Source organism: Pseudomonas sp. X4 (assembly GCF_040784925.1).
Classification (GTDB): domain Bacteria; phylum Pseudomonadota; class Gammaproteobacteria; order Pseudomonadales; family Pseudomonadaceae; genus Aquipseudomonas; species Aquipseudomonas putida_Z.
In genome coordinates this window covers 1463330-1476817 of sequence record NZ_CP160798.1, presented here as the reverse complement: position 1 = coordinate 1476817, position 13488 = coordinate 1463330, and the positions used below count along the sequence as shown (strand labels likewise).

General features: G+C 65.0%; 12 protein-coding genes. 4 read left to right on the top strand and 8 right to left on the bottom strand.

Going from position 1 to position 13488, the window contains the following annotated elements; all coding sequences use genetic code 11:
* Position 1: 1 nt before the first annotated feature.
* The 6 genes from ABX298_RS06470 to ABX298_RS06445 form a co-directional block, all read right to left on the bottom strand.
* The gene (locus ABX298_RS06470) at positions 2-625 is read right to left on the bottom strand and encodes a lysophospholipid acyltransferase family protein (RefSeq protein WP_025340660.1); all 624 of its coding nucleotides are present in this window, start codon (positions 623-625) and stop codon (positions 2-4) included.
* A gap of 10 nt (positions 626-635) precedes the next feature.
* Entirely contained in the window at positions 636-1067 is a 432-nt protein-coding gene (locus ABX298_RS06465) for a hypothetical protein (protein ID WP_317409285.1), read from the bottom strand.
* Positions 1064-2527 carry a phosphatase PAP2/dual specificity phosphatase family protein gene (locus ABX298_RS06460; protein WP_367394195.1) on the bottom strand — a complete coding sequence of 488 codons (1464 nt, stop codon included), beginning with the start codon at positions 2525-2527 and terminating at the stop codon, positions 1064-1066. Before ABX298_RS06460 ends, ABX298_RS06465 begins: the two co-directional genes overlap by 4 nt.
* Positions 2528-4282, bottom strand: a complete 1755-nt coding sequence (locus ABX298_RS06455) for a bifunctional alpha/beta hydrolase/class I SAM-dependent methyltransferase (RefSeq protein WP_367394194.1) — start codon at positions 4280-4282, stop codon at positions 2528-2530.
* 30 nt (positions 4283-4312) lie between these two features.
* Entirely contained in the window at positions 4313-4918 is a 606-nt protein-coding gene (locus tag ABX298_RS06450; RefSeq protein ID WP_075046387.1) for a CDP-alcohol phosphatidyltransferase family protein, read from the bottom strand.
* Positions 4919-5556: 638 nt separating this feature from the next.
* The gene (locus ABX298_RS06445; RefSeq protein WP_075046386.1) at positions 5557-6438 is read right to left on the bottom strand and encodes a LysR substrate-binding domain-containing protein; all 882 of its coding nucleotides are present in this window, start codon (positions 6436-6438) and stop codon (positions 5557-5559) included.
* A gap of 77 nt (positions 6439-6515) precedes the next feature.
* Here ABX298_RS06445 and ABX298_RS06440 point away from each other — a divergent pair, with 77 nt between their 5' ends.
* The gene (locus tag ABX298_RS06440) at positions 6516-7280 is read left to right on the top strand and encodes a sulfite exporter TauE/SafE family protein (RefSeq protein WP_367394193.1); all 765 of its coding nucleotides are present in this window, start codon (positions 6516-6518) and stop codon (positions 7278-7280) included.
* On the opposite strand, the gene ABX298_RS06435 is transcribed toward ABX298_RS06440, so the two are convergent.
* Positions 7270-7584, bottom strand: coding sequence for a putative quinol monooxygenase (locus tag ABX298_RS06435; protein WP_003258316.1), 315 nt, complete (start codon positions 7582-7584; stop codon positions 7270-7272). The two genes, ABX298_RS06440 and ABX298_RS06435, sit on opposite strands and share 11 nt — an antisense overlap.
* A 154-nt stretch (positions 7585-7738) precedes the next feature.
* Here ABX298_RS06435 and ABX298_RS06430 point away from each other — a divergent pair, with 154 nt between their 5' ends.
* From ABX298_RS06430 to ggt, 3 genes are all read left to right on the top strand, one after another.
* Positions 7739-8329 carry an NAD(P)H-dependent oxidoreductase gene (locus ABX298_RS06430; protein WP_286100573.1) on the top strand — a complete coding sequence of 197 codons (591 nt, stop codon included), beginning with the start codon at positions 7739-7741 and terminating at the stop codon, positions 8327-8329.
* 183 nt (positions 8330-8512) lie between these two features.
* A complete protein-coding gene (locus ABX298_RS06425; RefSeq protein WP_367394192.1) occupies positions 8513-9409 on the top strand; it encodes a LysR substrate-binding domain-containing protein in 897 nt (298 codons plus the stop codon).
* Between the two features lie 117 nt (positions 9410-9526).
* On the top strand, positions 9527-11194 hold the full coding sequence (ggt, locus tag ABX298_RS06420; RefSeq protein ID WP_075046383.1) for a gamma-glutamyltransferase: 1668 nt from the start codon (positions 9527-9529) through the stop codon (positions 11192-11194).
* A gap of 132 nt (positions 11195-11326) precedes the next feature.
* Here the strand turns inward: ggt and ABX298_RS06415 are convergent, their stop codons facing one another.
* Entirely contained in the window at positions 11327-13246 is a 1920-nt protein-coding gene (locus ABX298_RS06415) for a methyl-accepting chemotaxis protein (protein WP_025340649.1), read from the bottom strand.
* Between the last annotated feature and the right edge of the window lie 242 nt (positions 13247-13488).

Here is a 13488-nt window from a genome sequence, read left to right as displayed (position 1 = left end):
CTCAGGCATCCTTGGGGGCCAGGTTCAGCAGGGCCTGGCTGGCCCGCTCGAGAAAGGCTTGCTTGCTTTCATCCGCCTGCAGGTGCAGCGGCTCGCCAAAGCTCAACGTGCACAACAACGGCAATGGCAAGGCGCGGCCCTTGGGCATCACCCGGTTGAGGTTGGCTATCCATACCGGCACCAGTTCGACTTCGGGGTTGGCTGCTGCCAGGTGGTACAGCCCGCTCCTGAACGGCATCAGCGGCTCGTCGCCGAGATTGCGAGTGCCCTCCGGGAAGAAGATCAGCGAGTCGCCCTGGGCCACGGCTTCGAGGATCGGCTGCAACGGGCTGCCCTGGCCGGCGCTGTGTTGCCGGTTGATCAGCACACCATTGAAGACCTTGCGGATGAGAAAGTCGCGAATGCCCGGCTTGGCCCAGTAATCGGCGCCGGCTACCGGACGGGTACGCTTGCGCAGCGGTTGCGGCAGCGAGGCCCACAGCAGTACGAAGTCGCCATGGCTGCTGTGGTTGGCGAAATACAGGCGTTGCACCGGCAGCGGCGTGCAGCCCAGCCACAGGGCGCGGGCGCCGGTGATCAGGCGGGCGGCGGACGTGATGAGGTAGGCAGTCAGGTTGGCGAGCATGGATCGGTAGTCATCCCTTCAAAGGCAGTGTCAGCAGGGTAGCCAAGGCCAGCGACAGCTGCAGGCCCAGGCACACTGCCTGGCGGCGTAACAGGGCCAGCGCGGCCTGGCTGCGTGCAGGCCAGGCGCGGGAATCGGTGGCCTGCGGTTTGAGCTTCAGCTCGAACAGGGCGAGGTCCAGGGCCTGGGTGTCCGCCGCCAGGTCGCGGCTGGCGGCGAGGCGGGCGAACAGTTCGGCATCCAGGGCCACGCGAATGGCCCAGTACTTGTGCAGCACGCCTAGTACCAGCAGCACAATGCACAGCAGGCTGGCCAGCAGTTGCAACTGGGCACCCAGCAAGGGCGCCAGGCCGTAGGCCAGGGCCAGCAGGGTGAGGCCGTCCGAAAGGCGTTCCAGTTGTTTGCCACGGCCCAGCAGGCTGGCCACCACGTACAGCGTCATGGTTGTGTCCCTAGCTGTTGCAAGGCCTGGCGGTGTGCGCTGTGCAGGACCACGCCGGGGCGGGCCTTGCGGATCAGCGCCTCGGCCTGGCGAGCATCAGTGCAGCGGCCCGTGAGCACCAGCCAGGCGGCCACGGCGCTGGCACTGCGCGAATAGCCCAGGGCGCAACAGACCAGCACCGGGCCTTGGGAGCGCAGGCGTTCGATGGCGATGGCGGCCTGGTGCAGCAATGGGCTTTCCGGGGCGATCAGGTCCAGGGTAGGAAAACATGCGTAGCCATGCGCTGCCTGACCGGCTGACGCGGACCCTGTGGGAGCGGCCTTGTGTCGCGAAAGGGCCGCGAAGCGGACCCAGCAATATCTGCTGCGAAGCTGAAAATCTGGGGCCGCTTCGCAGCCCTTTCGCGACACAAGGCCGCTCCCACAAGTGTCCGCGACAGGGCGGCCAACAATGCACGGTAGCTCTGCGCACAAATCGACCACCGCAGCGAAATGCGCGGCACACCCAGGAATCCGCCCAAGGTAGACACCATCACACACTTCATCCGCCTGCGGGTGTCGCCAGGTCCACAACCTCGAGTTGACCCACGCCCCCACCAAGTACGGCGCCAGCAGCCAGCTGGCCGCATTCGACAAGCGCCCATCGGCGCCTTTCTGGAACCCGCCTGCACCGAGCACGCCATAGTTCAGCGCCACCAAAGCCAGCGACACGGCCGGCCAGGTCAACCACAGCCAGGCGCCGCCCAACGCAATGGCAGGCACTGCGCACAGCAGCGCACCCACTGTATAGAACAACGCCAACCGCCAACGCTTGGCATCCCGCACAAGGCGCACCTGCTGCCAGGGCAGTTGCCCTTGATGTGGCCACAACCAGACGCAGACGAACCCCGCCAATGCCCCGGTCGGCACGTCGATGAAATGGTGCTGCCAGGTGGTCAGCACCGACACCCCGATCAGTGCCATCCAGCCATGCATCAGCCAACGCCAGGGCTGGCGCTGCACGTGCCGGGCAAACATCGTCCAGATGATCACCAGCAGGGCAATATGCAGTGAAGGCGCCTGGTTGAACGGCTTGTCGAAGCCCATCAGCACATCGAACATCCAGCCGAACACCCCGCCCAGTTCCGGCCGCTCGAAGGTGAAGCGCAGCGGCCAGAGCAGGAAGCAGCTGACGCTGATCAGCTGCGCGGTGAGCAGCGCCAGCGCGTGCCGGTCCATTTCCTGGCGCGTACGCGGCAGCAGGAAGGACAAGCCGTAGAGGAGGTCGATCGACCAGTACGGGATGATCGTCCACGGCCACAACGGCATGCGGCTTTCCCAGCCGAACACCAGGCTGCCGACATCACTGCGCCCGGCCGTGTGGTTGTTCGCCAGCCCGTAGCTGAGGAAAAACAGCGGCCCCAGCAGCAGAAGCCAGAATACGCCCCGGCGGATCAGCCCGGGCTCGCGTGATGGGCTCATTCAGCGCACCCGTTGTGCCAGGCTGACGCTGAAAATGCCCCATTCATCGATGCGCTGGGCCAGCTTGCGGAACCCCGCCGCCTCTACCAGTTGGTCCATTTCGGCCTGGCTGCGGCGGCGCATCACCCAGGCCTCGCCGCCGCGGTGGCTGGTGAGGGCGCGGGCGATCATTTCCAGTTGCGGGTGCCACGGCTGGCCGGTGTAGACCAGGTAACCGCCATCTTCCAGCGCATCGGCCAGGCCGGCCAGCGAGTTGCCTACCAACTGGTTGCTGGCGAACAGTTCGTACAGGCCGGAGACCACGGCCAGGGTCGGTGGTTGTTCCAGGGTGGCCAGGCTCTGGCGGTCGAAGGCATCGCCCTGGACGAAGCGGGCGATGTCGGCCAGGCCCTTTTCGGCAATCAGTGCGCTGCCTTGCTGCACGTTCAGTTCGCTGTAGTCGCGCAGCAGGATCGAGTCCGGCAGTTGTTCGAGTTCCTGCAGGGCCTCGAGGATGTAGCGGCCATGGCCAGCGGCGATATCGACGATGTGCACCGGCCGCTGCTGTTCGCGCAGGCGGGCGATGGCCAGGCGCAGCAGTTCCTCTACGTGCAGCTTGCGCTGGCGGATGCCGCGCCAGCCGATGGCGTCGAGGTAGTTCTGGTCGACCAGGCGGCCGAGCTTGCCTTTGCCGGTCGGCTGGTTGCGGTACACGTAGTCCAGGGTACTGCCCGAATCGAAACCGGTATCGAAACCCAGCTTCACACCTTCGGACAGCCCCTTGCCCAGGTGCAGCCCGGCGCGGGTGGCACGCCAGTAAAGGTCGCGGGGCGAGTTGCGCGGCAGCGGTGCGGCCAGGCTTTCGGCCTCGGCGCAGGTGGCGCCGGTCTTGTCGGCATCGAGCAGTGACGGCAGGGCGGCGGGGCTGGCGAAGCAATGTTCGACGAACCGCTCGATACGCCGCAAGGCATGGGCCCGATCACGCTCGCCAAGGGTGTCGTGGAAGAAGCCTGGCAGGATGTGCATTTCCTTGCGCGCACTGCCCAGGCGTTCGAAGAAGCGTTCCTGCGGCTGGCGTTCGACCACGAAGTCGGCACCGGACACCAGCAGCTGGGTCGGCAGCTGGATGGCCTGGGCATCCGCCACCACCCGGTCGGCGGCTTCGTACAGGCCGAGCAGCATGGTTACCGAAATCGGCCGGCTGATCAGCGGGTCGGCCACATACGACATGACCCGTTCGGGGTCGTGGGTGAGCAGGCGAGGCTTGACGTAGCTGTTGACGAAGAAGTTGCCGCGCAAGGCCTTCAGCAGTTTCAGGCCGGGGCGGGCGAACGGCACGTACAGTTTGACCTTGAACGCTGGCGAGGCCAGCACCAGGCAGCGCACCTTCGGCGCGTAGTCGTGGGCCCAGGTGGCGACCAGCACGGCCCCGACGCTCTGCGCCAGCACCACCAGGTCCTGTTCGGCAATGCCATGGCGGGCCTGGATGTGCTCGATGAAGGTCTGCACGTCGCGCACGCTGGTGGCGAACCCCGGGCTGTCGCCGCGCGCGCCCGGCGACTGGCCGTGGCCACGGGCATCCCAGGCGAAGAAATCGTAGCCTGGCATGTCCAGCTCATCGGCCAGGTGGGCCATGCGCCCGCCGTGTTCGTGGCCGCGGTGGAACATCACCACGGCCCGGCGTGGCTGGTGTTGGTTACGGGTGGCAGGCCAGTGACGGTAGTGCAGCTCGACGCCGTCATGGGTGGAGAAGTGCAGCGCTTGCGCTTGGCGCATGGTCGACATCCTTTTACGACGGCAGTGGGCTCAGCGGGTTTCGGCCAGCCCCTGGCGAACCCGGTTGTAGAGGGTATAGAGCGAGAGTGCGAGGATGACCAGCAACAGGCCGTTGATCCAGGCGCCGTTCAGCACGCCGAAGGCGACGCCGGTACCCAGCACGCCGAAGGCGAACGCCCGGTCGCTCTTGCCCATGGGGCCGTCGTAGCGCCGTGAGGCGCCGGCCAGCGGGCCCATGACACCGGCGTATTCGCTGAAGGTGGCGCTGAGCACCACGAGTACGACCAAGGTTGGCGATACACCCGCCAGCAGGGCGAAGGGCAGGTACAGCGCGGCATCGGCGATCACATCGCACAGTTCGTTGAGGTAGGCGCCGAGGGTGGATTGCTGGCCGAACTCCCGGGCGAGCATGCCGTCGACGGCGTTCAGTGCCATGCGCAGCAGCATCCAGACTGGAATCAGGATGAACAGCCAGGTGAGATGGGGCAGGGTAGCCAGCAGCAGGCCCAGCAGGATTGACAGCAGGGCGGCGGCGACGGTGACCTGGTTGGCGGTGACACCGCGGTCGTAGAGGCGCTGGACAGCAGGGCGGAGCATGGCCTGGAAGCGCGGTTTGAGCTGGTAGATCGATGCCACTGGAAAGTCCTTTTCGGTGGGGCGTTACGGCGCCATTGTGTGTGAGCCTTCTTCGCGGGTAAACCCGCTCCCACAGGTATAGCGTCCATCCGAGAGGTACCACATACCCTGTGGGAGCGGGCCCGCCCGCGAACACGGGCGAAGCCCGTGCCATCAATCGCGGTGCCTGCTTCGCGGGCTCGCCCGCTCCCACAGGTATAGTGTCCATCCGAGAGATACCACATATCCTGTGGGAGCGGGTTCACCCGCGAACACGGGCGAAGCCCGTGCCATCAATCGCGGTGCCTGCTTCGCGGGCTCGCCCGCTCCCACAGGTATAGCGTCCATCCGAGAGATACCAAATATCCTGTGGGAGCGGGTTCACCCGCGAACACGGGCGAAGCCCGTGCCATCAATCGCGGTGCCTGCTTCGCGGGCTCGCCCGCTCCCACAGATATAGTGTCCATCCGAGAGATACCACATATCCTGTGGGAGCGGGCCCGCCCGCGAACACGGGCGAAGCCCGTGCCATCAATCGCGGTGCCTGCTTCGCGGGCTCGCTCGCTCCCACAGGTATAGCGTCCATCCGAGAGATACCACATATCCTGTGGGAGCGGGTTCACCCGCGAACACGGGCGAAGCCCGTGCCATCCACTCCGTCAGCGGGTGAGGGTAGTTACCAACCCTGCGGCATACCCCGGCAATGCCGCAAAATCGCGTGCACACACCAGCAACCGGCGATTGGCCCATGGTTCCGTCAACGCCACCCAGTGCAACGGCAACACCCCTTGCCAACGTTTCACCGCAGCCAGCGGCACCACCCCCACCCCGGCCCCGCCCGCAACCATGCGGATCACGCCATCGAACCCCTCGGCACGCACTCGAAACCGCATGCGCCGCCCCTCGCGCAGTGCCTGCTCTTCCAGGTACAACGCCAGTGCACTGCCAGCCCCCAGGCCGACATAGCCATGGGCCAGGCTATCGATGAAGCTCGGCGCGACCTCGTTGGCCAGCGGGTGGCGCTGCGGCGTTACCAGCACCAGCGGGTCTTCGCGAAACGGCCGGGTCTGCAGGTGCGCGCTGGGTGCGGCGGTCGAAACGATGCCCAGGTCTGCCATGCCCTGGGTAATCGACTGCACGATGCGCAGGCTCGGCAACTCCTGCACGTCCACGCTGACTCCAGGGTTTTCAGCCAGGTAGCCGGCCAGCAGCTCTGGCAGGTACTCCGTGAGTGCCGCCGTGTTGCACAGCAGGCGCACCTGGCCCTGCTGCCCTTGCGCGTACTGGCCCAGGTCGAACTGCAGGCGCTCGACCTGCTGCGATATCAGCCGGGCATGCTGCAGCAGTGCCTGGCCGGCCGGAGTTGCTTGTACGCCACGGCGGTTGCGTTCCAGCAAAGGGATGCCCAGCGATGCCTCCATGGCGCGGATGCGCGCACTGGCTGCTGCCAGCGACAGATGGCTGCGGCTGGCACCGGCGGTGATGTTGCCGCACTCCAGGGTGTGCTGGAACAGCCTGAGGTCGATCAGGTCGAAATGCATGTGGCTCTGTCCTGGCAAGAGTCTGGCTGAGTATATGGCAGATTTTCACCCCGGCCGGCGCACGCCATCATCGGCCCATGAATACCTTGCTCGCTTTCTACCAGAACATTGGCCCAGCGCTGTCGCTGCTGGTGGTACTGACCTTCCTGCTGGCCGGCGCGGTGAAGGGCGTGATCGGCCTCGGCCTGCCGACATTCGCCATGGGCCTGCTGGGCCTGGCTATGTCACCGGCGCAGGCTGCGGCATTGCTGATCGTGCCTTCGACCCTCACCAACCTGTGGCAGTTGGCCATTGGTGGGCACCTGCGGGGCTTGCTGGCACGCCTGTGGCCGATGCTGGCGATGATCTTCGTCGGTACCTTGCTGGGCAGTGCCTGGCTGGGAATCAACAGCGGCCCTTGGGCCGCACATGCACTGGGCGCGGCCTTGATGGTGTATGCGCTGTACGGGCTGGTCGGCCCGGGCCTGCGCCTGGCACCGGGGCGGGAGCCTTGGCTGGCGCCGCTTTGCGGGCTGGTCACGGGCGTGGTCACGGCGGCGACCGGGGTGTTCGTGATACCGGCTGTGCCCTACCTGCAGAGCCTGGGTTTGAGTCGGGATCAGATGGTCCAGGCCCTGGGCCTGTCGTTCACGGTTTCGACCCTGGCCTTGGCCGTTGGCCTGGCCGGGCAGGATGCCCTGGGTGGCCAGGCACTGGGTGCTTCGCTGCTGATGCTGGCGCCGGCCTTGCTCGGCATGCTGGCCGGCCAGTGGCTGCGTCAGCGCATCAGCGCGCTGCTGTTCAAACGCTGCTTCTTCATCGGCCTGGCCGCACTCGGCGGCCATTTGCTGATCAGCGGTTAGCGCTTGATGCGCTGAGCATGTCGATCATCTGGATGTCGAAGTCGCGTTCCAGGTAGTCCATGCGTTTTTCGAAGAACGCTGTCATGTGCGGCAGGGCCGAATGCACATCCAGCGCGGCCTTGTCGGCCCAGACCTCGAAGAACACGAACAGGCTCGGGTCCTGCTTGTCGCGCAGCATGTGGTATTCGATGCAGCCCGGCTCCTGGCGGCTTGGCTCGACGTAGGCGCGGAACAGGGTTTCGAACGCTTCAGCCATTTCCGGGCGGGTCTTGGCTTTGAGGATGAAGGCGTACTGCTCACTCATGGGTCGCTACTCGTTGATGGGAGGTGATGCGATTCTAAGGCAATAATGTATTGTTCATTCGTGACTTCAGGTCAATTGTATTTTGCCTATGCATTACTGTATCCCGCGCCCGCGAGCCCCTAACCTGCCGGCCTGACTTTTCCGCGAGGCCCGCATGAAGAAGATCCTTTTGCTCAACGGTGGTAAACAGTTCGCTCACTCCGACGGTCGCCTCAACGCGACCTTGCACGAAGCGGCCATCGCTCACCTGGACCGGGCCGGTTTCGATGTGCGCCAGACCTTCATCGACGGCGGCTACGACGCCCGGGAAGAGGTGGAGAAGTTCCTCTGGGCCGATGTGGTGATTTACCAGATGCCTGGCTGGTGGATGGGTGCGCCATGGACCGTGAAGAAGTACATCGACGAGGTGTTCACCGCAGGCCACGGCAGCCTGTATGCCAACGACGGCCGTACCCGTGCGGACTACTCGCAGAAGTACGGCAGCGGTGGCCTGGTGCACGGCAAGCAGTACATGCTTTCGCTGACCTGGAATGCACCGCAGCAGGCATTCGACGACCCGAGCGATTTCTTCGAGGGCAAAGGGGTGGATGCGGTGTACTTCCCGTTCCACAAGGCCAACCAGTTCCTCGGCATGACCGGGCTGCCGACTTTCCTGGCCGTGGATGTGATGAAGCGGCCGGATGTGCCGGCTGCTTTGGCGGCCTATGAGGCGCATCTGGACAAGGTGTTCGGCAAGGCACAGTAAGGTTTTCTCTGTGCCGGCCTCTTCGCGGGCTTGCCCGCTCCCACAGGTACTCCACAGTCCTTGAAATCTTTGTGATCCCTGTGGGAGCGGGCAAGCCCGCGAAGAGGCCCGTACAGGCACCGCTGGACTTGGCCTCGACAAGCGGCTATCTAATCCCTGCAGAGACCAACCACAGGCGCAGATGTGAAAACCCGATCCGAAGAACTCCAGGTATTCGTCGCCGTCATCGACTGCGGCTCGATTTCCGCTGCTGCCGAGCAGATGGGCCAGACCCCGTCCGCCGTCAGCCGTACCCTGTCGCGCCTTGAGGGCAAGCTGGGTACCACGCTGGTCAACCGCACCACTCGGCGCATGGACCTGACCGAGGAGGGCCGCTTCTTCCTCGAACGCGCGCGGCTGATCCTGGAGCAGATGGACGAGATGGAAGAGCGCCTGTCGATGAACCGCCAGACCCCCACCGGGCGCCTGCGCATCAACGCCGCCGCGCCGTTCATGCTGCATGCCATCCTGCCGTGGATCGGCGAGTTCCGCCGTCAATACCCTGGCATCGAACTGGAACTCAATACCGACGACCTGATCATCGACCTGCTGGAGCAGAGCACCGATGTGGCGATCCGCATCGGTGAACTGGCTGACTCCAGCCTGCACGCACGCAGCCTGGGTTGCAGCCCGGTACAGGTGCTGGCCAGCCCGGCCTACCTCGAGCAGCACGGCACGCCGCAGCGGGTCGAGGACCTGGCCAACCACTGCCTGCTTGGCTTCAGCCAGCCCGAATCGCTCAACCACTGGCCACTGCGCCATGCCCAGGGTGACCGCTGGAGCATCCGCCCGGCGCTGATCGCCTCCAGCGGCGAGACCTTGCGCCAACTGGCGCTGGCTGGCGAGGGCATTGTCAGCCTGTCGCACTTCATGACCCACGAGGACATCCGCACCGGGCGCCTGCAAGTGCTGCTGAGCGAAGCCAACAACGGCTACCGTCAGCCGATCCATGCGGTGTACTACCGCAACACCCAGCTGGCGCTGCGTATCCGGTGCTTCCTCGATTTCATCCAGCGCAAGTTGGCGATGTACGCCAGCTGAGTTGCCTGAACGCGACAAATCCTGCCCACGGGCGGCGAAACTTCCTGCGGTTGATTGCACAGTCGAAGCGCTTCGGCCTTACTGACTGCTCAACAAAAACAACACCAAGGAAGTGTCATGCGTATTGCTCCGTTCCAGTACCTGGCTCTCGCAGCCGCGATCCTGAGCTGTTCCTCGGTTCATGCCGCCAACCTTGAGGGCGGCGCGGTGGCCGCGCCCGATCAATATGGTGCACAGGTGGCCGCCGACATCCTCAAGAAAGGCGGCAACGCGGTGGATGCGGCAGTGGCCACGGCTTTCACCCTGGCGGTGACTTATCCCGAGGCCGGCAACATCGGCGGTGGCGGGTTCATGACCCTGTTCGTCGACGGCAAACCCTACTTCCTCGACTACCGCGAAGTCGCGCCCCAGGCCGCCACGCGCAACATGTACCTGGACGAAAAGGGTGAGGTCATCGAGAACCTGAGCCTGGTCGGGGCACGCGCTGCTGGCGTACCGGGCACGGTGATGGGGTTGTGGGAGGCGCACCAGAAGTTCGGCAAGCTGCCCTGGAGCGAGCTGCTGACCCCGGCCATCGGCTATGCGAAAAACGGCTTCAAGGTGGCCGCAAAGCAGTACCAGTACCGCAACGATGCCCAGGGCATGTTCAAGACTGCCACCAATTTCAACGACTACTTCGGCAACATGAAGGTCGGCGAGCTGTTCAAGCAACCGGAAATGGCCCAGACCTTGGAACGCATCGCCGACAAGGGCGTGAGCGAGTTCTACCAGGGCAAGACCGCCGACCTGCTGGTGGCGCAGATGCAGGCCGACAAGGGCCTGATCACCAAACAGGACCTCAAGGACTACAAGGCCGTTTGGCGTGAGCCGATGGCCGTGAGCTGGCGTGGCAACGTGGTGTATACCGCGCCACCGCCAAGCTCCGGTGGCGTCGCCCTGGCCCAACTGCTGGGCATCAAGGAAAACCGCGCGGCGGACTTCAAGGGTGTGGCGCACAACTCGGCGCAGTACATACACCTGTTGGCCGAGATCGAGAAGCGTGTGTTCGCCGACCGCGCCGACTACCTTGGCGACCCGGCCTTCACCAAAGTGCCGGTGGATCAGCTGGTGGCCAAGGACTACCTGGCCAAGCGCGCCGCGCAGGTCAACCCGAAGGCCATTTCCGACACCGACAAGGTCAAGCCGGGCCTGGAACCGCACCAGACCACGCACTTCTCGATCGTCGACAAGCAGGGCAATGCGGTCAGCAACACCTACACCCTCAACCTCGATTACGGCAGTGGTGTGGTGGTGAAAGGCGCCGGCTTCCTGCTCAACGACGAGATGGACGATTTCAGCGCCAAGCCGGGGGCGGCGAACGCCTTTGGTGTAGTTGGCGGCGATGCCAATGCCATCGCCCCGGGCAAGCGCATGCTGTCGTCCATGAGCCCCAGCCTGATGACCCGTGATGGCAAGGTCGAGCTGGTCATCGGTACCCCGGGTGGCTCGCGGATCTTCACCTCGATCTTCCAGGTGATGAACAACCTGTACGACTACGACATGCCGCTGGACAAGGCGGTGGCGGCGCAGCGCGTGCACCATCAGTTGCTGCCCAAGGACACCATCTACTTCGACAGCTATGCGCCGCTGACCGGGCCGGTGGCTGATGAACTGAAGAAAATGGGCTATGTGCTGGAGGACCAGGGCTGGGAGATGGGGGATATCCAGGCGATCCGGGTTGATGGGACGAAGCTGGAGACCGCTTCGGATCCGCGTGGGCGTGGGGTAGGGATGGTCGTCAAGTAAGCGATCGTCAGTTCCGGCCCTATCGCCGGCAAGCCAGCTCCACAGGTACGGCGCAGCCCCGAGGCCTGTGCTATCCCTGTGGGAGCCTGGCTTGCCGGCGATGGGCCGCAAAGCGGCCCCAGGGTCTTCAGGTCAGACGCGGAACTGGCTGACCAACGTCTGCAACTGCCCACCCAACCGCGCCAGCTCCACGCTGGACGCCGCCGTCTCGTCACTGGCCGCCGCCGTCTGCTCCGACACATCGCGCACATTCAGGATGCTGCGGCTGATTTCCTCCGCCACCGCACTCTGCTGTTCCGCCGCCGCGGCAATCTGCTGGTTCATCGACTGGATGCTCGACACCGTGCTGGTGATGCTCTCCAGCGAAGCCCCGGCCTTGCGCGCCAGCTCGACGCTGCTGTCGGTCAGGGTACGGCTGCCGTGCATGGCCGTAGCCACTTGCTGGGTCCCATGCTGCAGGCTGGCGATCAGTTCTTCGATCTCTTCGGTGGACTTCTGCGTGCGCTGGGCCAGGCCACGCACTTCATCGGCGACCACGGCAAAACCACGCCCGGCCTCGCCGGCACGCGCCGCCTCGATCGCTGCGTTCAGCGCCAGCAGGTTGGTCTGTTCGGCCACCGACTTGATCACGTCCATCACGCTGCCGATCTTCTGGCTTTCCTGCTGCAGCAGGTTCATGGCTTCGGTGGAGCGGTGCATGTCCTCGGCCAGGCGCTCGATCTGACCAATTGCTTCGCCCACCACGCGGTCGCCGGCACGGGCTTCGTCATCGGCACCGGTGGCGGCATGCGAGGCCTGTTCGGCATTGCGCGCCACTTCCTGAACGGTAGCGGCCATTTCGTGCATGGCGGTGGCCACCTGGTCGGTCTCGACCTTCTGGCTGTTGGCGCCGGCGCTGGTCTGCTCGGTCACCGCCGACAATTCCTCGGCAGCGCTGGCGATCTGAGTGACGCCGTCGCGGATGCCGCTGATCAGCTCGCGCAAGGTGGTGCCCATGCGGGCGATGCCTTGCTGCAGCACGCCCAGTTCGTCGCGGCGGGTGACGCGCAGATGCTGGGTGAGGTCGCCGCTGGCGATCTTTTCCACTGCCACCATGGTGTCGCGCAGCGGGCGGGTGATCTGCCGGGTGATCAGCACTGCCGCCAGCACGCCGACCAGCAGCGCCAGCAGCGTGGCGATGGCCTGCAGGCTGCGAGCCTGGGTGCTCTCGATGTCGCGGCGCTGCAGCTGGATCTGGTACAGCGCGTCGCTGCGCTTGACGATGTCGGCACCCTGCACGGTCATTTCGGCGCGCGCAGTGGTGATGTTGGCGACCGCATCGCGGAACTGGCGCACGGCGTCACGGTAGGCCAGCACCGAGCCTTCGAACTGTTGCAGGCGCGTGTCTTCGGCCGGCAGCTGGCGCTTGAGGTTGTCGATTTCGGCCAGGGCGGCGTCCAGCTGGCGCAGGGCGGCCTGCTCGTTGGCAGCGCTGTTTTCGGCAATGTAGCCGCGTACGTCGATGCGCACCTGCAGCAGTTGCTGGCGGGCCTTGCTGATCAGCTGGTACTGGGCCAGGCGCACGCTGTCGGCTTCGGGGCGCGCCATGACTTCCTGGCTGAGGGCGTCCATGGCTTGGTCGGCGCGGCTGGCCGAACCGTCCATGGCCGTGCGCGCGGTCCGGGTGGCGTCGTAGCCCTGGCGCATCTTGTTCAGCGACACCTTGTAGGCGCTGATGGTCTCGCCCAGTTCACCCAGCAGCTTGATGTTTTCCGGGCTCTTGAAGGTGCTGGCCAGGTAGGCCTGCTGTTTGCTGAAGGCGTCCAGCTTGGTCTGGGTGTTGGCGGCGGCGGCATCGTCGCCGTTGGCGATCATGTACTGCAGGCGGGCAATGCGCAGGTCGGTCAGGTCCTTGTTGAGCTGGCCGATATCGCCCATCCAGTTGCTGCGGTCGATCAGGCTGCCCAGGCTGGTCCAGCCGGTCAGGGCCAGCAGGCCGGTGAGGATCAGTACCAGGCCGAAGCCCAGGCCGAGTTTGAGGTTGACGCTGATGTTGGCGAACCAGCTGTTCATGCACGCTCTCCAGAAGTTGTTTTCGCTCGCTTGATCTCGATCGCCAGGCGTTGTTGTTCTGGATGCCCGCTGATTCGTGCAGGGGTTATCGGCAGTGATGGAGGAAGCTGAAACGCTTTTTCAGCAGATTTGTAACTGGCTTGATTGGGGCTGCCTTGCAGCCCTTCGCGGGCATGCCCGCTCCCACAGGGATAGCGCCAACTTCAAGGGCAGCGATTTACCTGTGGGAGCGGGCGTGCCCG